The following is a 20,926-nucleotide window of genomic DNA, read 5'->3' as shown; positions in this document are numbered from 1 at the left end:
TGATACTTGGATCAAACCTGGTAAAGTAGGTAGTCGCCACAATACCATTTATAGCAAAAGCATCCCCTAACAAGGATGCTTTTTTTTGTGTGTAAGTGGCCTGGTATCACCGCATCCCAGCAGGCTGGGATTACGCATCCCGGATCAAACCTGATAAAGTAGGGCGGGCTGCGTAGGTAGTCGCCACAATACTATTACCAAAGACCATCTTAAAAGGACGGTCTTTTTTGTTCTGAGGACTTGTTGGGTAGAAACGCTTAGTCCCGACGGCTTGCTCCGCACTCAGCCACAGCGAACGCGTCGAAAAGCAAAATCAGTTAAAAGATATATACCCAATGTACTTAATAAGCATAAAAAAATGTCACCTCTTAAAGTGACGTTTGGGTATTTCTAAGAAAATTTGACTAGTAGACTAATAAACAAAACGTTTTGATCTAACTCCCGCACCAAGCATTTCATTTACAGAACGTACAATTCCTGCGGTGTCTATTCCGCACTCTTGATATAATTCATTCGGTTCACCATGTTCTATTACTATATCAGAAACACCCAACCTTTTAACATTGCTGTTATAACCATTATCAGACATGAATTCAATCACAGCGCTTCCAAAGCCACCTTGCAGACAACCGTCTTCAAGTGTGACAATACGATCGAAACGTTTGAAGATTTCATGCAATAAAGCCTCATCCAAAGGTTTTGCGAACCTCATATCGTACAAACCCACAGAAATACCTTGAAGTCTTAATTCCTCGCATGCTTTTTGAGCAAAATTTCCGCCTGGTCCGAGTGACAATATTGCAAGATCATTGCCTTCCAGAACTTTCCGCCCGGTTCCTATTTTCACTTCTTCAAAATCTGTTTCCCATTGCGGCATAACACCAGAACCTCTCGGATAACGAATGGTAATCGCGTGCTTTCCTGATTGAAATGACTGCAGCTGGGCTGTAAACATCATATTTCGTAGTTCTTGCTCATTCATTGGAGAAGCAACCACCATGTTAGGGATACACCGCATGAAAGCAATATCATACAGTCCGTGATGGGTAGGGCCGTCAGCGCCTACAAGGCCGGCCCTATCGAGGCAGAAAATCACAGGTAACTCCTGAATGCAAACATCATGAATAACCTGATCGTACGCTCTCTGCATGAAGGTTGAATAGATATTACAAAACACCACGTCGCCCCGGGTAGCCATTCCAGCGGAAAAGGTTACCGCATGTTGTTCTGCTATACCAACATCAAACGCTCTTTCCGGAATTGCTTCCATCATGATGTTTAATGAAGACCCTGAAGGCATAGCAGGCGTTATGCCGACAATTTTTGGATTCTTTTTAGCAAGTTCAACAATGGTATGGCCAAAAACATCCTGGTATTTTGGCGCTTGAGGAGAGGTGTAACTTTTCTTCTTAATCTCTCCGGTAATTTTATCAAATACACCGGGAGCGTGCCATTTGGTCTGATCCTTTTCGGCTGGGCCATAACCTTTACCTTTTATTGTTAGGCAATGGAGAAGCTTAGGACCGGGAATACTTTTGAGATCATGAAGCACCTCCGTGAGATGACTTATATCGTTTCCATCAATCGGACCAAAATATCTCAAGCCCAACGACTCAAATAAATTACTTTGGCGAAGAATAGCGGTCTTCATGACAGCCTCTACTTTTGAAACAATTTCCTGAGCACTTTTTCCAAAATTGCTCATTTTACCCAGCAAATTCCAAACCTCATCCCTAAATTTATTATAGGTTTGAGATGTAGTAATGTCAGTGAGATACTCTTTTAATGCACCCACATTTGGATCTATGGCCATGCAATTATCATTGAGTATAATAAGCAGATTGGAGTCAGTAGCGCCGGCGTGGTTCATACCTTCAAAGGCTAATCCGGCTGTCATTGCGCCATCTCCTATAATCGCAATGTGCTGACGATCAAGGTTCTTTTCCAGTGCGGAAGCCACCGCCATTCCCAAAGCGGACGAGATGGAAGTGGATGAATGGCCTACGCCGAAAGCATCATAAATACTTTCCTTTCTCTTTGGAAATCCGGATAAACCGCCATATGTCCGATTGGAATGAAAGGTGTCACGCCTACCTGTAAGAATTTTGTGACCGTAAGCCTGATGTCCGACGTCCCAGACCAACTGATCGTCAGGCGTATTAAAAACGTAATGAAGCGCAACGCTTAGTTCAACAACTCCTAAACTTGCACCAAAATGACCGCCGTAAACAGAGACATTATCAATGATAAACTGGCGTAATTCATTGCAAACCTGCGGCAGTAATGAGATGTCCAGCTTTCGTAAATCCTCAGGAGAATCGATTTGAGCTAGTAATTTTCCGGGAGTTATGAGCATACGGCAGGCTATTAAATCAGATTACAAGCAATTGCTTGCTTTAAACACGGACAAAACTACGCAAATAGGGTCTAAATCTGACTTTTATTTTCGCTGGCTAGCTTTGAATAACTTCTGCTTTTCTTCCTTAGTTAAACTTTCATAACCGGATTTAGAGATTTTGTCAAGAATGGAATCAATCTCCGTTTGATCAGGCATTTCAATAGTACCTGACGAAGTCGATGAATAAACACTCGTACTCCTGTAAACTTGTCTCTCACGATAGGTAACCTGCATGGAAGGTCTTTTTCTAAATAGCCGCGACCAGCCAGTAATGACGGCGTAAATAGGTTTGCCCAAATCAGTCCCGTTCTGAAGTGATTTGATAAAAATGTAACCGATAAATGCGCCGCCTAAATGTGCCAAATTGCCACCGGCATTCGGTCCAACTGTTTGGGCAAGTGAGAGTATAATGTAAAATAAGGCAATAAACTTAATTCTTATCGGGCCTAAAAAAATGAGATTAAATGTATAATTAGGCAATAACGTGGATGCGCCTACCGCCACAGAAAATGCAGCAGCAGAAGCACCAAGCATCCTCGAACCTTCAATGTGAGCCTGAAAATACGGCAAGATGTTGTACAACACAATATAGATTAAACCTCCCGCAATGCCGCCCAGCATGTATAATGCAATTACTCTTTTTGCACCAAGATATTCATCAACAAGCTTTCCGAACCAGTACAGGAAAAGCATATTGAAAAGAATGTGGAAAATATCATCGTGTGTGAAAAAGTATGTTATCAGTGTCCAGGGTTTATACAGAAACTCGCCTGTTGCAGCAGGCAGCTGCAATGTATTTATAACCGCGAGATAGCTTTGGGAAGATTGAGACAGAGTCAGGACAATCTTGAGAAGCAATAATACAAGAAATACTGCCGTGTTTGCTAAAATTATCTTTACAAGTGCATTCTCCGATTTAGCGAATTCCCTTTTTACGTCGTCAACAATATTGCTCATCTTTTCAGTAGAAATTTGTTTTTTGCGTACCCCAGTAACGCAACAATATATATGCAAATAGCATTCCTCCTATATGCGCGAAATGCGCAACATTATCTGACTGAGCATTTTGAATCCCCGAGTACAATTCGTATAACCCATAAAAGGCTACGAAATATTTAGCTTTTATCGGAAATGGAACGAAAAGCAGGAAGAGCTCAGTATTGGGGAACAATAGTCCAAACGCCATAAGAATCCCGAAAATTGCTCCCGAAGCTCCTACCATTGGCGTATTGATCAAACGTTCATAATAGCCATTAGCGAAATTAATGCTATCCTGAATATAGTTGGAATTGGCGGGATTTTCTTCAAATTTATTCAAAAAGTCAAGATTGGATTCATAAAGACCCTTTGCATGTTTGCTCATGAATTCCACCAGCCCGTCCGGTGAGGGATTTTGTGTATATATCGCAACAGCATCCCTTACCTGACTATTCTCAAAATAATCAATTCCGGAGAAAAGAAGGCCGGCGCCAATCCCTGTAAAGAAATAAAAGAATAAAAACCTTTTAGGCTCCCACATCCTTTCCAGAAGCGGTCCAAACATAAATAAGCCAAACATATTGCTGAACAAATGGCCAAGGCTACCATGTAAAAACATGTAGGTAACAAATTGATAAGGCATAAAATCAGGCGACAAAAGTGACCTGAGTGCAAATCCGTTACTTAAATTGATAATACTCGAATCGACAAGGTAAAAGAGAACATTCAGAATAAGTAAGTTTCTGACAGTCGGGGTTATGGATAACATATTATATCAAAAAATCAAATTTTACATTCAGTAACTACAAGCGCTATGTTTTTGTTTCTTAGCTTTTAAATATGTTCGTCAGTTTATCCATAGTCAGCAAAACAATAATGGCTTCGCCACCAGGAGTCCGGTTCGGATCACTTGATGCAAAAAGCTGATCGATCAATGTGTGGATTTCGACAAATGATAGCTTTACGGCATAGCGGACGGAAAAGCGCCGGGCCAATGATCTGGACAAGCTTTCCGGTTTATTCAGTTTCAGATCGGAATAGCTTTGTTTCAACTGCTCCACTAACTCTTCAAAAAGGTCCTGTTCGCTTTCTTCTGGTAAGTCTGCTGGTATTCCACGGATGATCAGCTCATTAGCTCCGAAAGCATCGAACTCGAAGCCCAGGCTATGAATTTCCTTTTTGGTCTCCTGAACCAATTGCATATCCGAATGTGTAAGACGAATCCTTTTTGGAAAAAGCAACTGTTGACAAGCCCCGCTCCGATTAATCAGCATTTTACGATATCTTTCGTAGAGTATCCTTTCGTACGCGGCTTTCTGGTCAATCAGCATAATACCGTCCTTTACCTGAGAAAGGATATACCTATTATGTAGCTGGAATAGCATTGCGTCGCTTTCGGGCGCAGCAATAACCTCGGACGCCATTCTATTGATCTTACTCGCCACAGTCTTGGCTTGTTCCTGGTAAGCCGGCCTGGATACCGTTGTTGGGCCAACTTCAAATGCAGCCAATTCACGATTTCGGTCTTCTGTATTTTGTAAACCCTCAAATAACTTACTCCAATTGGTGAGATTGGATCTTGATGGACCATTGTCAGTCTTCTTCGACTGAGCCGCCCAATCAGGCATAACAGTTCTCGGAATCAGATTATGATCGGTTTGTGATGGATTTAGGAAATTGATATTATCTTCAAAATCAATTGATTGAGAAAGGTTATAAACCCCTACTGCCTTTTTAACCGCTGCCATAACGATGGCGTAAACAGACTTCTCATCATCAAACTTGATCTCGGTTTTAGTTGGATGAATATTGATATCGATGTGTGACGGATCAATGTCGATAAAAAGAACATAAAAAGGATGGCTGCCTTCCGGGATGGTGCCGTCGTAAGCGCTGATCACCGCATGGTGCATGTAGCTATGCTTCACAAAGCGATCATTCACAAAGAAGAATTGCTCGCCCCTGGTTTTTCTGGCAAACTCAGGTTTTCCAATGTAGCCGCGTACGTTAATGTAAGAGGTATCCTCCTGGCAAAACGCCAATTGTTCCCGATAACTTTTCCCGTAAATATCAATGATCCTCCGAACAAGCTTCGCTGTCTGCAGGTTGAAAACTTCGGTATCGTTATGATGAAGTGTGAAGCTAACTTCCGGATGAGAAAGTGCAACGCGTTGAAATTCGTCTAAAACATGACGCATTTCAACTGAATTGGACTTAAGAAAATTACGCCTTGCTGGAACATTAAAAAACAGGTTTTTGACTGAAAAGTTGGTGCCTTTCAATGTTGCAATAGCTTCCTGCGTTTTGATTTCAGAGCCGTCAATGCGGATGAGGCTTCCCAGTTCATCCGATTCCTGGCGTGTACGCACTTCAACCTGAGCGACCGCTGCAATCGATGCAAGAGCCTCTCCCCGAAATCCCATTGTTTTTATCTTAAAAAGGTCTTCGGAATGCCGGATCTTCGAAGTCGCGTGACGTTCAAAGCACATTCTCGCATCGGTTTCGGACATGCCCGAACCATTATCAATAACCTGGATAAGTGTGCGGCCTGCCTCTCTAAGTATAACTTGAATATGCGTTGCTTTGGCATCAATGGCATTTTCTAATAGCTCTTTAACCACCGAAGCGGGTCGTTGAACAACCTCTCCTGCGGCAATTTGATTAGCTATTGCATCTGGTAATAAATGAATGATGTCAGAAGATGGCATATCGCGATTGCTATTAACTTTAATATAACAAATAAACAAAAAATTACTTTATAGGGCCGGGTATTTCGGAACGTGCGGAAGTGCGTACTTTTAAAATTTTATTTTGTGATTATGGAATAATTATATTAATTATCGAAATGTTTAACATTAGGCGAACGTTTCGGCGGTAAATTTTTGTTGACTAGAAATAATTTGTATAACTTGTAAGACTAAACTCAGGAATTGTTAACCTATCTCGTTATGAAAGCGCCCATTTTCAAAAGATTCAATTTCACCATGGCCCTACAGTGGCTTATATTTCTCCCGATCATCTTGCCATTGTGCATCATTTTTGGAGCATTACAGGGAATATTGAATATGGTAGAGAAAATGGCCCAGAGAATGTGGATGGATATGGAACTGTAAATAGTTTGACCCTATAAAAGCAAACGAGCCCGGAAATGTTTCCGGGCTCGTTTGCTTTTATAGCTTTAATTAAAATTTCCACCTCACAAAAGCCTCCATTGCTTCGTATTCTGCCAGCCCGAGAGAATCATATAATAGAGCGGTACCCCGGTTACGCTCTTCCGCCCTTTGCCAGAATTCCCTTGAATCCTCCCCTTGAAAAACAACTCCGTCTTTTTGAGACTGATGTTTAAAAATACCCTGGCGCTTCTTCAACACCTGGTCGGGGCTCATTGGGACCGCCATTTCAATTTCATAAATATCCCACTCTGCCCATGCTCCGCGATACAGCCAGACCCAACAGTCTTTCATGAAATTTTTATGTTTAGATCTTTGCAATGCGGCTTCTATCGCATCCCAACAAACTTTATGCGTTCCATGTGGATCAGCAAAATCGCCGGCAGCATAAATCTGATGCGGCTTTACTTCTTCGATAAGATTTTCGATGATTCGAATGTCATCTTCTCCAATGGGCTTTTTCTGAACGGTACCTGTTTCATAGAAAGGCATATCCAGGAAATGCGCCTGGCTGGTAGGAATGCCCACAAACCGGCAAGTGGCCTTAGCCTCTCCCCTACGCAGCAATCCTTTTACCTTCCGGATTTCCGGAGTATCTATCTCACTGTCTTTCGTATGTTTCAAAAATTCCTTTGCGTCCAGAAATAACTTATTTGTATCCGGACTGTCGATATGAAAACCCTTATTAAAGTCAACCACAAAATCTATAAAACGCAATGCTTCATCATCCGCCACGGCAATGTTACCAGACGTCTGATATGCCACATGTACCTCATGACCCTGATCCACGAGCCTCTGAAAAGTGCCGCCCATTGAAATAATATCATCGTCCGGATGCGGGCTGAATATCAGCACACGTTTTTTAGCTGGCTGCGCCCGTTCAGGACGATGCGTATCGTCAGCATTGGCTTTTCCTCCCGGCCAGCCGGTGATGGTATGCTGAAGCTGGTTAAATACGTTAATGTTGATTTCGTAACCCGCTCCATACTGAGCAAGCAAGTCACTCATACCATTATCATTGTAATCTTTATCTGTCAGTTTAAGAATTGGTTTCTTTAAGCTTAATGATAAATGCGTCACCGCCTTCTTAATCATTTTATTATCCCAGATCACTGAATCCACCGCCCATGGCGTTTTGATCCTGGTAAGCTCTGAGGCTGCACTTTCATCTACAACAAAGGTGACGTCTGGATGTGCCTGTAGGTAGGAAGCAGGATTGACTTCGGTTACCGGGCCCTCAACCGCACCACGAATAACAGATGCTTTTCTTTCACCCCAAGCCAATAAAACCACTCGGCGCGCATTTAATATTGGCGCAATTCCTAATGTAATTGCTTTGCGGGGAACATTATGAAGACCGCCAAATTCCATCCCGGCAGCTACGCGGGTTGAATGATCAAGCGTGATCAGTCGGGTGCGGGAATTAATAAGGGATCCTGGCTCATTGAAACCGACGTGTCCATTACCACCGATACCTAGCAGCTGAAAGTCGAGCCCACCGACTGCATTGATTTTGTTTTCATAGGACATGCAATAATCCCGAAGCAATGCTGGCGGAACGGTACCATCCGGGAGGAAATAATTTTCTTTAGGTATATCTACATGATTAAATAACTGCTCCTTCATGAACCGGTGATAACTGTAAATCGAATCCGGCTCCATTTGATAATATTCATCCAGGTTGAATGAAATTACATTTTTAAAGCTAAGTCCCTCTTCCTTGTGCATCCGGACGAGAATAGCATAGACCGTTTTAGGGGAAGAGCCCGTAGCAAGTCCAAGCACACAGGGCTTATTTTCTTTTTGCTTCTGACGAATAAGGTCTGCAATTTCCCTGGCAACCGCATTAGAAGCTTCCTTGGAATCAGCAAATATTTGGGTAGGTATTTTCTCGTATGTTATAGGCTGCCCTTTGGTACCCGACGTGCCTTTCCCATTACTTGAAGCTTGCATCAAAATTGTTTGAGAACTCACCGATTGTTGGCTCATAATATACCTGATTATTTAAGGGTTCAAGAACTGAACAAATACTTGATAATGTGAAAAGTGCACGATCACACGATAGTAATTGGCCACAAAAATACATGGCAAATCAATGTTATTAAAATAATTTAAAAAATAAGTGTTGTCAATATTATGTCGCTTCGGGAAATTACGACTGTAAGGATAAGTTACTAAGTCGAAAGCCTTCGACTTTTAACATAAAGTAAGTGTTATTATTTTATTCCAAAAGATTTGCTCGTATTTTTGCGGCTTATTCAAAGAAACTTCACATCATTTTCTGATACCACCCATGGCTACACTCACCAGCGTTGAACGTGACACAACTATTTTTGATCTGATCAATAGAGAAAAGTACCGCCAGGAGTCTGGAATTGAGCTTATCGCTTCTGAAAACTTCACATCTCGTCAGGTGATGGAAGCGTCAGGAAGTGTATTGACCAACAAATACGCCGAAGGCCTTCCAGGCAAACGATATTATGGCGGATGTGAGGTGGTCGATGAAATTGAGCAGATCGCAATTGATCGCTTGAAAGAGCTTTTCGGTGCGACCTGGGCTAACGTACAACCCCATTCGGGTGCGCAAGCTAATACAGCAGTTTTTTTGGCATGTTTGGATCCTGGCGATAAGATCATGGGTTTCAATCTTGCGCATGGCGGACATTTAACACATGGTTCACCGGTTAATATTTCAGGAAAATATTTTAAGCCCGTTTTTTATGGCGTTGAAGCAGAAACCGGACTGATCGATTGGGATAAGGTAGAGGAGACCGCATTGAAAGAACGTCCTAAGCTTTTGATCTGCGGAGCGTCCGCTTACAGCCGCGATTGGGATTATGAGCGTCTGCGTTCCATAGCCGATCAGGTTGGTGCGTTATTAATGGCTGACATTTCGCACCCTGCAGGTTTGATTGCGAAAGGTCTTTTGAAAGATCCGTTTGACCATTGCCACATTGTTACTACCACAACACATAAAACCTTACGCGGCCCTCGCGGAGGCGTGATTATGCTGCGCAATGATTTCGAGAATCCTTTCGGTATCAAAACGCAGAAAGGCCAGCTTCGTACCATGTCTTCACTGCTTGACTCCGGCGTTTTTCCGGGAACACAGGGAGGCCCGCTGGAACACATTATTGCTGCGAAAGCAATTGCATTTGGTGAAGCATTGAGTGAGGGTTATTACAACTATGCAAACCAAGTTGCCAAGAATGCGCAAGCAATGGCTAAAGCATTTGTTGAAAAGGGTTATCGCATCATTTCGGGCGGAACAGACAACCACTTGATGCTGATTGACTTGCGTACAAAAAATGGACAAGATTCCGGCTTGACCGGCAAGCTGGCCGAAAACACATTGATCAAAGCGGACATTACCATCAATAAAAATATGGTACCATTTGATGACAAATCTCCAATGATTACCTCAGGTATCCGTGTTGGGACTGCTGCAATGACGACCCGCGGCCTTATTGAATCAGATATGGAGCGGATTGTTGATCTGATTGACACGGTTCTAGTTAATCACGATCAGGATGCGAAAATAGCTGCGGTGAAGGAGGAAGTAAATAGCTGGATGAAACAATATCCTCTATATATATAACCTAACTTGTTTTGACTTAGCAAAGTTTTCCTAACTTTGCACTCCAAATTCGAATTATTTGATATGAGCAAGAAAAATACGGACCAATCCGGGCTTGAAATTATAGAGACTCCGGAAGCATTAGCGGGCCAAATCAATAAAGCAGAGGTTTTTTTCGTAAAAAACCGTAAGATCGTGTTAGGTATTGGAGGGGTGATATTGGTTGCTATTATTGCTTTTGTCGGTTACCGTTTTTACATCGATGGTCAGGAAGGAACAGCTCAAAATGCCCTTGCAAGTGTCGTTTATGATTTTGAAGCGGATTCATTACAAAAGGCTTTGAATGGTAGCGGAGGAAATGAAGGGTTGCTTTCAATTGCTGATAGTTATAAAGGAACGGATGCAAGTAACCTTGCTAATTTCTACGCAGGAGTTGCATTATTGAAACAAGGAAAATACGATGACGCGATCAGTCATCTTCAGTCTTTTAGCTCCTCTGATCTATTGGTTCACGCTCGTGCACAGTCTCTGATCGGAGATGCATATCTCGAAAAAAATCAAGCAGCAGATGCTATCTCATATTATCAGAAAGCAGCTGACTACGAGAAAAATGAATATTTCACACCAGTATATTTAATGAAACTAGCTATTGCACAGGAAAAGGCCAATAAACCGGCCGATGCGGTTGCTTCCTATAAACGTGTGATCGACGAGTTTCCTCTTTCCTCGGAAGTTGTAAACGCTAAGAAGTTCATGGGTGTATTGGAAGGACAGGTCGGCAAATAATGGTTATCCATTTCTGATTCCTAAAAGGATAAAGCCGACAGAGGTTTTATCCTTTTTTTATTTATTGATTTTAAACATTGTTAAAAAATACCCAATACGATGTCAAGCGCAGATAAAAATTTAAGCGTATTTAATACAGCCGGTCTCCCGGACATCAGTTCTAAAAAATTTGCCATACTGGTTGCAGAGTGGAACTCCGAGGTTACTGAGAAGCTTTTCGCAGGAGCTTACGACACATTGATTCAGTATGGAGCAATGCCGCAGAATATCGAGAGAGGAAATGTTCCTGGAAGTTTTGAATTAACAACAGGTTCGCAATGGTATGCCGAGCGAAAAGATATCGACGCAGTCATAGCATTGGGTGTGGTTATTCAGGGCGAAACAAAACACAATGATTACATCAACCATGCCGTAGCCCAGGGCTTGACTAATGTGAGTATTAAAACAAGTAAGCCGGTTATTTTTGGTGTATTGACGCCAAATAACATGGAACAGGCGCTTGAAAGGGCTGGCGGAATGCATGGTAACAAAGGAGACGAGGCAGCTATGACGGCGATTAAAATGCTGGGGCTGCGTGGAGAAATCTTTAAAAGTCAGGGGTAGTCAGTAAATGGTCAGATGTTGTCATTTATTGTCAAAAGTGGTGAGGCAGCCTTCATCAAAATATAATGATCCCAATATTCAATTAATCAAATTCACCGGACCGGCGACACGGTCACTTTACACTAAATTATGCAAGTCTGGAAATTTGGCGGCACTTCGGTAGGTAAGCCTGAGCGCATGCACTCAATCCGCGAACTCCTTGACAGTGATCCTAATCGTAAAATAGTAGTGTTGTCTGCATTGTCCGGCTCAACGAATGCATTGATTGCAATTGGTGAGGCAGCCAAAGCATTTGATGATACCAGAGCAGCAGCTCAGATTGAAGACCTCAAGACGCACTACGGGCTTTTTATCAAGGATCTATACGCCACGCCGGAAGGACTTGCAAAAGGTCAGAATATTGTTGACACTGAATTTGGGTACATCAAATCATTGGTTGGCATCAAGCCCTTCACTATCAAGAAAGAGAAGGAGCTTGTAGCGGAAGGAGAAATTCTGAGCACCAAAATGTTTCAGGCGTATTTGGAAGAGAAAGGAGAAAATTCTGTTTTACTGTCTGCCCTGGATTTTATGCGCATCGATGCAGATGGTGAACCAGAACTTTCTACCATCGAGGAGAAGCTGGTGACCATTCTGAACCAGTATACAGATAAGCAGACAATCATAACACAGGGTTTTATTTGTAGAAACCCGCGTGACGAAGTTGATAACCTAAAACGCGGCGGGTCGGATTATACAGCATCATTGATTGGCGGTGCGATCAGGGCAGATGAAATCCAGATATGGACTGACATTGATGGTATGCATAACAATGATCCGCGCATAGTGAAACGGACTTTTCCAATCAGGGAACTTACCTTCGAAGAGGCAGCGGAACTTGCTTATTTCGGCGCAAAAATATTGCACCCAAGTACCATTACACCTGCCAAATTGCGAGGAGTTCCGGTACGTTTAAAAAATACGATGCAGCCGGAAGCGCCAGGTACTTTGATAGCGAATCAGACTTCGGACAGAGAGATCAAAGCCATCGCGGCCAAAGATAACATTACCGCGATTTACATCCATTCTACCCGTATGCTGAATGCTTACGGCTTCCTTCGTAAGGTGTTTGAGATTTTCGAAAAATACAAGACACCGGTAGATATGATCACCACTTCCGAAGTATCGGTATCGGTCACCATTGACAATTCTGAACATCTGGAAAAAATCAGTGCGGAATTGAAGGAATTTGCTGATTTAGAGGAGCATGACCGTGATCAGAACATCATTTGTGTTGTAGGAAACTTCAGTGCGGATAAGGAAGGCATTGCATTAAAAGTGCTGGATGCACTTAAACACATTCCTATACGAATGATTTCGTATGGTGCGTCGGAACACAATCTTTCGCTCCTTATTCATTCCAAGTACAAGTCAGAAGCATTGAATGTGCTAAATGAACGTCTTTTTTATTATGAAGATGCGATGAAGGACATTTTTACAGCTCCCTGATCTTATCCAATGCTAATACTCCCAAACTAATCGCTAAAAGCCAGTAGCTAAAAGCCAGATGTTACAAACCATTTTTATTCGTGAAAACCGTGACCTTACAATCGCGGGACTCAAAAAGAAGCATTTTAAAGACGCTGAACCTGCAGTGGATAGCATCATTGCGTTGGATAGGAAGCGTCGGGAATTACAACAGGAATTGGATGAGACACTGGCATCCTCCAACAACAAGGCCAGGGAAATTGGAGCGCTGATGAAGGCGGGGCAAAAAGAGGAAGCCGAGGCTGCAAAAGCGGAGACAACCGTATTGAAGGAACGTTCTAAGGCGCTCGAAGAGGAGCATAAGTCTGTTGAAAAAACGCTTCTTGAAGAATTGGTGAAGCTACCAAATCTGCCTCACGAAAGCGTTCCGGAAGGAAGGACACCTGAAGAAAATGTTACCATTTTAGAGGATGGTAGCAAACCCGTTTTGCCTCCTGGCGCATTGCCACATTGGGAGCTGATTAAAAAACTCGGAAAAAACCTGGCCCCGATCATTGATTTTGAACTTGGAAATAAAATTACCGGAGCTGGCTTTCCCGTTTATAAAGGCAAAGCGGCCAGGTTGCAAAGGGCCATGATCTCGTTTTTTCTGGATGAAGCAGGAAAGGCAGGTTATACGGAAGTTCAGCCCCCTATTGTCGTGAATGCCGATTCAGGGTTTGCTACTGGCCAGTTACCTGATAAAGAAGGTCAGATGTATCATGATGCCGCGGATGATTTGTACCTGATCCCAACTGCGGAAGTACCTGTTACGAATCTATATCGAGACGTAATTGTGGCTGAAAGCGAGTTGCCGGTTAAGAATGTTGCTTACACGCCCTGTTTTCGTCGTGAGGCGGGTAGCTGGGGGGCGCACGTGAGAGGTTTGAACCGTTTGCACCAGTTCGATAAGGTGGAAATCGTTCAGATCAACAGACCTGAGGAATCATACAAAGCTTTGGACGAAATGGTAAATCATGTGAAAGTACTACTGGAAAAACTGGAATTACCTTATCGTATCCTTCGTCTTTGCGGCGGTGATATGGGATTTACATCTGCATTAACCTATGATTTTGAAGTATGGTCCGCTGGCCAGGAACGCTGGCTGGAATGCAGTTCTGTTTCTAATTTTGAAACGTACCAGGCCAATCGCCTGAAATTAAGATACAGGAATGCTGATAAAAAAACGCAGTTATTGCACACCCTGAATGGTTCTGCATTGGCGTTACCACGTATTCTGGCCGCATTGCTTGAAAATAACCAGCAAGCCGACGGCACTGTGAAAGTACCTGCTGTTTTGGTTCCTTATTGCGGATTTGATGTCATTGAATAAGTCCAATAGATTTGCTGGAAGAAGGCTTTCGTTAATTTGAAGGCCTTTTTTTATTCTCGAGAAGCGCAAAAAGTGGCTGTAATGATTGGGCGTTAAATAAATTTAAATGGCTGACCTTTTGGGGAATGATAGCCAAATGAAGTAGCCTGTCAGGATCACAATCGCCAATTGCATAGAATAGTCAAGAAGCAATTGAGAGGAGGCCCAGGTATCGGAAAGAACCATGTAGCAAGGCATTCCCAGGCGCCACCAGAATGATGGATGGATGACGCAAAGCAAATTGAAAATAAAAATGAGGATTACCTGCTTCTTGTTCTTCCAATCGATCACATCAAAAACGAGCGGCAGCAAGAAGAGGAAAATATAATTGCTATATGCGCTTTGCTGGACGATCATCATGGTAGCATATAAGACAATCCAGACCCTGGAAAGCATGATCCTGAAATCGGCATTGCGAAGCCGCCAGGATGCCAGGCAGGATAACCCGACGGAAATCGCTAATCCAATCCAGTTCCAAAATTTTTCTCCAACGCCAATGCGGTTAAAGAACCACGGGTTAAGAAGGGCAGGAATATTGGGTGCCCGCAATGTCTTAGCTTCATCCAGCGGTTGCATGAATTCCAGGCCAACAGTTGGATACAGAATTGCCAGCGAGGCGATTCCAATTAGTGCAATCGGGATCAGGAAACGGATTTTCTCTTTTTCAAGAATTAAAAGCGGAACAAAGATTAATATGAAAATGGCTTTGGTCATCAGCAGACCAATGGCAAGGATTACCGCATACCATTCGACCCGTAATGTCCGCTCCCTGGCCCAATATGCCAGAATCACAAAAAGCCACATCCAAACGTCTTCCTGGGCGCCAATTACGCAAAGTACAAGAGAGCCAGGCAGCAACAGGTAAATGATTGCTTTAAAAAGGAATGTTCCCTGCGAATGAAATGGCCGAAAGAAATGATAAGATACCAGCAATGCAATACCATCCATAACCGCCATGGTAAGTACGATCATTTTGGGATCATACCAAAGTTTGAGCCATAAACCCAGAAAATATGCATATAGAGGCGAGTAAGGAGACCAAAAATCGCGATAAACGACCTGACCCAGCGAAGCTTTGCTGGCTTCATCCCAAAAGCCGTTTACATCAGAGGTAGGTTCGAATCCAGCAATAAGGTAAATAGCAATGAAAGGAAGCAAACGAAACAGTGCCCAAATTACTGAGAGGGTAATGGAGACGGATTTGCTTTCAAGCCAGTTGGTTAAAGCTTTCTTCCTGAAAAGAACGGCTGCTGTGCATAAAAGGCATAACAGACTGATTACCAATTTAGCAAGAACTATATTCATGCTGAGACAGGGTTTTCAGGAAGCACCACTTTTCGGTAGGTTTCCCTTAAAATCCAGAAAAAGCAAAGCACATTCAATATTTGAAGCAGATACTCAAACAAGAAAGAAGGATTTCCTAACATGCTAAGGGACTTGTATGCAGGTTGTTTGATATAAACCCAAACAAATGGCTGCACGACCGTCAGCCAGTTCAACGCCAAAAGGATAATAACATGAAACGACTTACGAATGTCAATAATTTCAAAGACTACAGCCATTAAATAAGCAATGACATAGGCGCCCATAGCACTTGCCTGGAAGATCATCATGCAAACAAAGCAAGCAATAAAAAGACCGGGAAGTATCTGATTTAGATGTTTATGGCGCGCTTTGAATGCGATATAAGCAGGAATGAAAACCGTAAAAAGCAGCCCGACCCAATTGATAAGTGTGGATTTCTGTTCGTCAACATGAAAAATCATTTCAACAAACGGTCTGCTGACAGAAAACAGATTGGGGGTCATTAATTGCTCGGTGTGTCGGATTGGCATCAGGAAAAGATCACCGATCTGCCAGTATAAGAAGCCAACGGCTGGCAATCCGACTGCCGCCATTACCAGCAGCAGTTTTACGGGTTTCTTTACACTAATAAGTAATGCAGGCAATAGAAAAATGAATGTTACCTTAATCGTCAGCAAAGCCAGCGCATACAGCATGCCTGCACCCACTTCATAGTCAACTGTTTTTTGAAGCGTATAACGCCAGATTAGCAGAGCCGCACCCCAAAACCAGACTTCCTCCTGTCCATCGACGAGGATATACATAAAACCGGCGGGAAGCAGAAGATAGATCATCGCCAATTGCAGCGCACGCGTTGATCGGTTCTTGTAAGTGCGGTATGTCAGCCATAAAATCCCGCTTTCCATGAGAATCATGAACAAAACGATTGAGCGGGGATTATGCCATATCCAAACCGGCAGACTGATCATGTAAGCGTATAATGGGGCATGATAGGACCAGAAATCACGGTATACAAAGCCACCAGCTTTGGCCGCTTCGGCCTTATAAAAAAAGAAGGGAATATCACCTCTTGGATCTTCGTTAATAATGAGGAAAATACCGATCCAGGGAATCAACCGAAGTAAGACAAAACCAAGTCCGAAGGTTAGCTTTTCATTTTCCTGCTGCCACTTTGAAAAAAGGTCGGACCTGCTGATAGTCCAGACAATTCCAAGGGTTAATCCAAGGTTGATGAAAAGCTTAATGTAAAAAATGGTAAGAATGGGCATGAACAATTGTCGTATTGCGGGCGCAAACTTAAGACAACTTTTCCTGAAAATGAGCAGCAAAAGCCAAAGTTTTAATTGGTTAGCATACAGTATGCTTGCATACCTTTTCTCAAAATCATATTTTTGAGAAACATCATTCACTATAATCACCGGTAGCCATGGCTTTTGCCTCACAATTGAACGGAATGGATTTTAACCTGAGCGAGGAGCATCAGGCAGTGAGGAATGCGGCCCGGGATTTTGCACAAAATCAACTTTTGCCTCAGGTGATTGAAAGGGATAACCTACAAAAATTCGATACCGGACTGGTGCAAGCCATGGGCGAACTTGGGTTTATGGGAATGATGGTAGCCCCTGAATATGGCGGTGGCGGAATGGATACGCTTGCCTATGCGATCGCAATCGAAGAGATTTCCAAAATCGATGCTTCTGCCGGGGTGATCATGTCGGTGAACAACTCACTTGTTTGCTGGGGATTAGAAAAGTACGGCAGTGAAGATCTTAAACAAAAGTACCTGACCAGGCTGGCGACAGGTGAAATCATTGGCGCGTTTTGCTTATCCGAACCGGAAGCAGGCTCCGATGCCACATCTCAGCATACCACGGCGGTGGATATGGGCGATCACTATTTATTGAATGGTACGAAAAACTGGATTACCAGCGGCAATACTTCCTCCGTTTGTCTGGTCATCGCTCAGACCCATCCTGAAAAAGGGCATAAAGGAATCAATGTGTTTGCGGTTGAAAAGGGCTTGGAGGGATTTACGATTGGGAGAAAGGAAGACAAGATGGGCATCCGCGCTTCTGACACGCACACCTTGATGTTTTCGGATGTAAAGGTGCCAGTGGAAAACAGGATCGGCGAAGATGGATCCGGATTTAAATTTGCGATGAGCACATTGAACGGCGGGCGCATTGGAATCGCCGCGCAAGCACTGGGTATTGCAGCCGGAGCATTTGAACTTTCCTTGAAATATTCCAAGGAAAGAAAAACGTTTGGCAAGCCGATCAGCGAGCATCAGGCTATTCAGTTCAAACTGTCTGAAATGGCTACCAAAATTGAAGCGGCCCGGCTACTGGTATATAAAGCGGCCCGGTTGAAAGATGAGGATAAAGATTACATCCAAGCGGCCGCAATGGCCAAGCTCTATGCGTCCGATGTTGCAATGTGGGTGACAACAGAAGCGGTTCAAGTTCACGGAGGATATGGTTACGTGAAAGAATATCATGTTGAACGTTTAATGAGGGACGCAAAAATCACCCAGATTTATGAGGGTACCTCTGAAATACAAAAACTCGTCATTGCTCGCGAACTCCTAAAATGATATCTTTTTAGATATAGAATCAATTTTGTTCTAAATCTTGGATTAAAATCATACCAAAATATCACTTTTTTTCACTTTTTTGTTAATCTATACTTGTATTAGTTTTGTACAATTTATTAGATTTGTACAAAAATAGAAACAACGGGCAAAAGGACCCTTAAATATATCAGGTATGGAAGATTATAATAAGATTATTGAGTCATTGGGGGTGAAATTCGTGAAAGCCCGTCATATTCGGATTTTACAGCCCATCACAATCAAGAATTTTTACGATGTACAAAATTCACTTACCATTTTATATGATGGCGAAGTTTCCTTTGGAGCGGAGGAATCGCATAAGGTAGAGGAAGGTGATATGCTTTTCATTCCCGGGGGCAAGCACGCGACGGTGACTTACGGAAACACACAGACCGCAAAAACAGTATCAAATGAGGAGTTCATGACCAATCGGGACAATTACATTGATGCAGGTCATGATCCTGCATTGATTGGCAAATTGCCCAACTCATTTGGACTGATTTCCTTCGAAGCGAAAGTTTTTGATACGGTTAACTTTTTTACATCTCTGGACGTCCCTCCGTTCTTGATTAAACGAGACGATCAGATCGCAGCTACGATCAATCAGATCCTGACGGAAGATATGCTGGATACACCTGGTAAAGGCCGTATCATCAAGATTAAGACCGAAGAGGTCGTTATTGAAATCATCCGGTACATTTTGAAAAACAAACTGTTTGTTGAACAGCTTGTTACCAATAGTACCTATTTTAAGGATCCACGTCTCATTGACATTTTTGCTTACATCAAGGATAACCTGGGAGGTGATTTGTCAAATAAAGTTTTGGCGAACGTGGCGAATGTATCGGAAGATTATGTAGGCCAATATTTCAAAATGCTTACTGGTATTAATCCGCAGGATTATATTGAGTATCAGCGCATGGAGAAGGCTGTTGACCTGCTACGCACTTCAAAAAAGAGTATTCGCGCGATTGGTTCTGACGTTGGTTACAAGGACACCGCTTACTTCTGCCGCAGATTCAAAATGATGTTCGGGATTCCGGCGGGCAAGATGCGCCGTCGCGAATCGCTGATGAATGTTTAGATTGACATTGATTTTATAAGTAAAGAGAACCCTGGCAAGGTTCTCTTTTTTATTGCATTCAAACCCCTTTTGGATTATTTGATTGGTGTTAACTGCACGGCAGCGACCTTCCAACTTCCGCCTGCTTTTACACAAACAGACATATAGGCGAGATCTCCCTGAAAATTATTATTCTGAATCCTGGCGCTTACGCTCCATTGTCCGGAGACTACCACAACGTTGCCATAGTTACGAGTGCTGGTGGCAGTGAGCATTCCTGAGTCGATCACAATGTAGCCTTCTTTGATTGCCTGCTGTAACATCGGGCCGTTGATCGGCTGTCCCTGAAAACCTACAACGGTAAAATCACTTGCCACGAGTCCCGAAATGCTGCTGTCATCTTCTTCCAATAAGGCTTTGAAAAAAAGGTTGGAGCAGTCGGTTCCGTCCATTGGCTGGATTGGAGTGGTCTGAGCATGAGCAAACGCCAGCGAAGCGAGAAAAATAAAGAAAAAAAGAACAGGCTTCATGGAATATAGGTGTTAAGATTGTGTCAGTTTTTTTAATAAAACGGATCGTGGTAAAAAATGACTAAGGTAATTGTAAACATTTTAAGCTGGATAGCAATTTCATGGTTGATCGGCTGTTCATCTCCTCCTGAAAAACTTGGAAATCTTGACTTAAAAAAATGGCGTTCAGACCGAAAAGGTTGTAACAATGTTCGATCGACATTACAGAACGATTTCAAAGCGATTCAGGGCGAGTTAAAGGGCAAATTTGCGGACGATATTGGCGAAATATTAGGCCGGCCGGACATACATCAGCTGGGAGAGAGAAACCTGAAATATTATGTCTATTTTTTTGAAAAGGGACCTCAATGTGAAGATATCAAGGCGAAATCAGCAGCAGCAAAAGTGATTTTAAAATTTAATGCAGTCGGCTTGCTGACAGAAATTACTTATCAGGACCGCCCTCTCTGATTTAAACGTAGAACTTCTTTATCCTGATCAGCTGTTCGACAGCTTCGGGAACCATGTAGCGGATCGAAAGACCTTTTTTCAGGCAAGCCCTCAGGAATGTTGCTGAGATATCCAACAAGGGAGCCTCTATGAACTTTACAGCGGGATTCTCAGCAAAATTGTGAGATTTAGCATTTGGACGCGGATAAACATATAAACCGGTGTATTCCAGAATCCTTTCGTAATTTTTCCAATTAGGGAATTGCGCCAGGTTATCTTCACCCATAATCAGTCTGAATTCGTGCTGCGGAAACTTCTCCTGAATCCGGATCAGCGTATCAATGGTATAACTAGGTTTAGGCATGTGAAATTCGACGTCAGTGACCTTCAAAAGCGAATTATCGGCAATCGCCCGCTGAACAAGATCATAGCGGTCAAACTCATGTAATAAGCTATTGCTTTTTTTGAAGGGATTTTGCGGGCTGACCACAAACCAAACCTGTTCTAGATCAGTAGTTGTGGCCATGGTATTGGCAATGATCAAATGGCCTACATGTATGGGGTTAAAAGATCCAAAAAAGAGGCCTATTTTCATTTG

General features: G+C 42.9%; 18 protein-coding genes. 9 read left to right on the top strand and 9 right to left on the bottom strand.

From position 1 onward, the window contains the following. Positions 1 to 412: 412 nt before the first annotated feature. The 4 genes from dxs to mutL form a co-directional block, all read right to left on the bottom strand. Positions 413 to 2,356 carry a 1-deoxy-D-xylulose-5-phosphate synthase gene (gene dxs / locus FHS68_RS25820; protein ID WP_167277019.1) on the bottom strand — a complete coding sequence of 648 codons (1,944 nt, stop codon included), beginning with the start codon at positions 2,354 to 2,356 and terminating at the stop codon, positions 413 to 415. Between the two features lie 84 nt (positions 2,357 to 2,440). Next, on the bottom strand, positions 2,441 to 3,355 hold the full coding sequence (locus tag FHS68_RS25815; protein ID WP_167277016.1) for a rhomboid family intramembrane serine protease: 915 nt from the start codon (positions 3,353 to 3,355) through the stop codon (positions 2,441 to 2,443). Between the two features lie 4 nt (positions 3,356 to 3,359). Then, positions 3,360 to 4,145 (bottom strand): rhomboid family intramembrane serine protease, encoded by a 786-nt coding sequence (locus tag FHS68_RS25810; RefSeq protein ID WP_167277013.1) that lies wholly within the window; start codon positions 4,143 to 4,145, stop codon positions 3,360 to 3,362. Between the two features lie 58 nt (positions 4,146 to 4,203). Beyond that, on the bottom strand, positions 4,204 to 6,084 hold the full coding sequence (mutL, locus tag FHS68_RS25805; protein WP_167277011.1) for a DNA mismatch repair endonuclease MutL: 1,881 nt from the start codon (positions 6,082 to 6,084) through the stop codon (positions 4,204 to 4,206). A 240-nt stretch (positions 6,085 to 6,324) separates the two neighbouring features. Here mutL and FHS68_RS25800 point away from each other — a divergent pair, with 240 nt between their 5' ends. After that, on the top strand, positions 6,325 to 6,489 hold the full coding sequence (locus tag FHS68_RS25800; RefSeq protein ID WP_167277008.1) for a hypothetical protein: 165 nt from the start codon (positions 6,325 to 6,327) through the stop codon (positions 6,487 to 6,489). A 69-nt stretch (positions 6,490 to 6,558) separates the two neighbouring features. On the opposite strand, the gene nagB is transcribed toward FHS68_RS25800, so the two are convergent. Further along, a complete protein-coding gene (nagB, locus tag FHS68_RS25795; RefSeq protein ID WP_208408452.1) occupies positions 6,559 to 8,499 on the bottom strand; it encodes a glucosamine-6-phosphate deaminase in 1,941 nt (646 codons plus the stop codon). 340 nt (positions 8,500 to 8,839) lie between these two features. On the opposite strand from nagB, the gene glyA reads away from it, so the two are divergent. The 5 genes from glyA (at position 8,840) to serS (ending at position 14,351) form a co-directional block, all read left to right on the top strand. Continuing rightward, on the top strand, positions 8,840 to 10,144 hold the full coding sequence (gene glyA, locus FHS68_RS25790) for a serine hydroxymethyltransferase (protein ID WP_167277003.1): 1,305 nt from the start codon (positions 8,840 to 8,842) through the stop codon (positions 10,142 to 10,144). 63 nt (positions 10,145 to 10,207) lie between these two features. Continuing rightward, a complete protein-coding gene (locus FHS68_RS25785; RefSeq protein WP_167277000.1) occupies positions 10,208 to 10,909 on the top strand; it encodes a tetratricopeptide repeat protein in 702 nt (233 codons plus the stop codon). 99 nt (positions 10,910 to 11,008) lie between these two features. Continuing rightward, positions 11,009 to 11,512, top strand: coding sequence for a 6,7-dimethyl-8-ribityllumazine synthase (gene ribH, locus FHS68_RS25780; protein ID WP_167276998.1), 504 nt, complete (start codon positions 11,009 to 11,011; stop codon positions 11,510 to 11,512). 129 nt (positions 11,513 to 11,641) lie between these two features. Then, a complete protein-coding gene (locus FHS68_RS25775; protein ID WP_167276996.1) occupies positions 11,642 to 13,000 on the top strand; it encodes an aspartate kinase in 1,359 nt (452 codons plus the stop codon). A gap of 58 nt (positions 13,001 to 13,058) precedes the next feature. Then, positions 13,059 to 14,351: a serine--tRNA ligase gene (serS, locus tag FHS68_RS25770; protein ID WP_167276993.1), complete on the top strand. Its 1,293-nt coding sequence runs from the start codon at positions 13,059 to 13,061 to the stop codon at positions 14,349 to 14,351. Between the two features lie 102 nt (positions 14,352 to 14,453). On the opposite strand, the gene FHS68_RS25765 is transcribed toward serS, so the two are convergent. Continuing rightward, a complete protein-coding gene (locus FHS68_RS25765; RefSeq protein WP_167276990.1) occupies positions 14,454 to 15,695 on the bottom strand; it encodes a hypothetical protein in 1,242 nt (413 codons plus the stop codon). Then, positions 15,692 to 16,963 (bottom strand): hypothetical protein, encoded by a 1,272-nt coding sequence (locus FHS68_RS25760; RefSeq protein WP_167276988.1) that lies wholly within the window; start codon positions 16,961 to 16,963, stop codon positions 15,692 to 15,694. Before FHS68_RS25760 ends, FHS68_RS25765 begins: the two co-directional genes overlap by 4 nt. A gap of 185 nt (positions 16,964 to 17,148) precedes the next feature. Here FHS68_RS25760 and FHS68_RS25755 point away from each other — a divergent pair, with 185 nt between their 5' ends. Together FHS68_RS25755 and FHS68_RS25750 are read left to right on the top strand one after the other, a co-directional pair. Continuing rightward, positions 17,149 to 18,288, top strand: a complete 1,140-nt coding sequence (locus FHS68_RS25755) for an acyl-CoA dehydrogenase (RefSeq protein ID WP_167277064.1) — start codon at positions 17,149 to 17,151, stop codon at positions 18,286 to 18,288. Positions 18,289 to 18,460: 172 nt separating this feature from the next. Then, entirely contained in the window at positions 18,461 to 19,390 is a 930-nt protein-coding gene (locus FHS68_RS25750; RefSeq protein WP_167276985.1) for a helix-turn-helix domain-containing protein, read from the top strand. A gap of 74 nt (positions 19,391 to 19,464) precedes the next feature. Here the strand turns inward: FHS68_RS25750 and FHS68_RS25745 are convergent, their stop codons facing one another. After that, positions 19,465 to 19,899: a nuclear transport factor 2 family protein gene (locus tag FHS68_RS25745; RefSeq protein WP_167276983.1), complete on the bottom strand. Its 435-nt coding sequence runs from the start codon at positions 19,897 to 19,899 to the stop codon at positions 19,465 to 19,467. 57 nt (positions 19,900 to 19,956) lie between these two features. Here FHS68_RS25745 and FHS68_RS25740 point away from each other — a divergent pair, with 57 nt between their 5' ends. After that, the gene (locus FHS68_RS25740) at positions 19,957 to 20,349 is read left to right on the top strand and encodes a hypothetical protein (RefSeq protein ID WP_208408450.1); all 393 of its coding nucleotides are present in this window, start codon (positions 19,957 to 19,959) and stop codon (positions 20,347 to 20,349) included. 1 nt (position 20,350) lies between these two features. Here the strand turns inward: FHS68_RS25740 and nadD are convergent, their stop codons facing one another. Further along, the gene (nadD, locus tag FHS68_RS25735) at positions 20,351 to 20,923 is read right to left on the bottom strand and encodes a nicotinate (nicotinamide) nucleotide adenylyltransferase (RefSeq protein ID WP_167276980.1); all 573 of its coding nucleotides are present in this window, start codon (positions 20,921 to 20,923) and stop codon (positions 20,351 to 20,353) included. Positions 20,924 to 20,926 lie beyond the last annotated feature (3 nt).

It is taken from the genome of Dyadobacter arcticus (assembly GCF_011762185.1).
Classification (GTDB): Bacteria; Bacteroidota; Bacteroidia; order Cytophagales; family Spirosomataceae; genus Dyadobacter; species Dyadobacter arcticus.
This window is presented reverse-complemented; position numbering and strand designations above follow the sequence as displayed.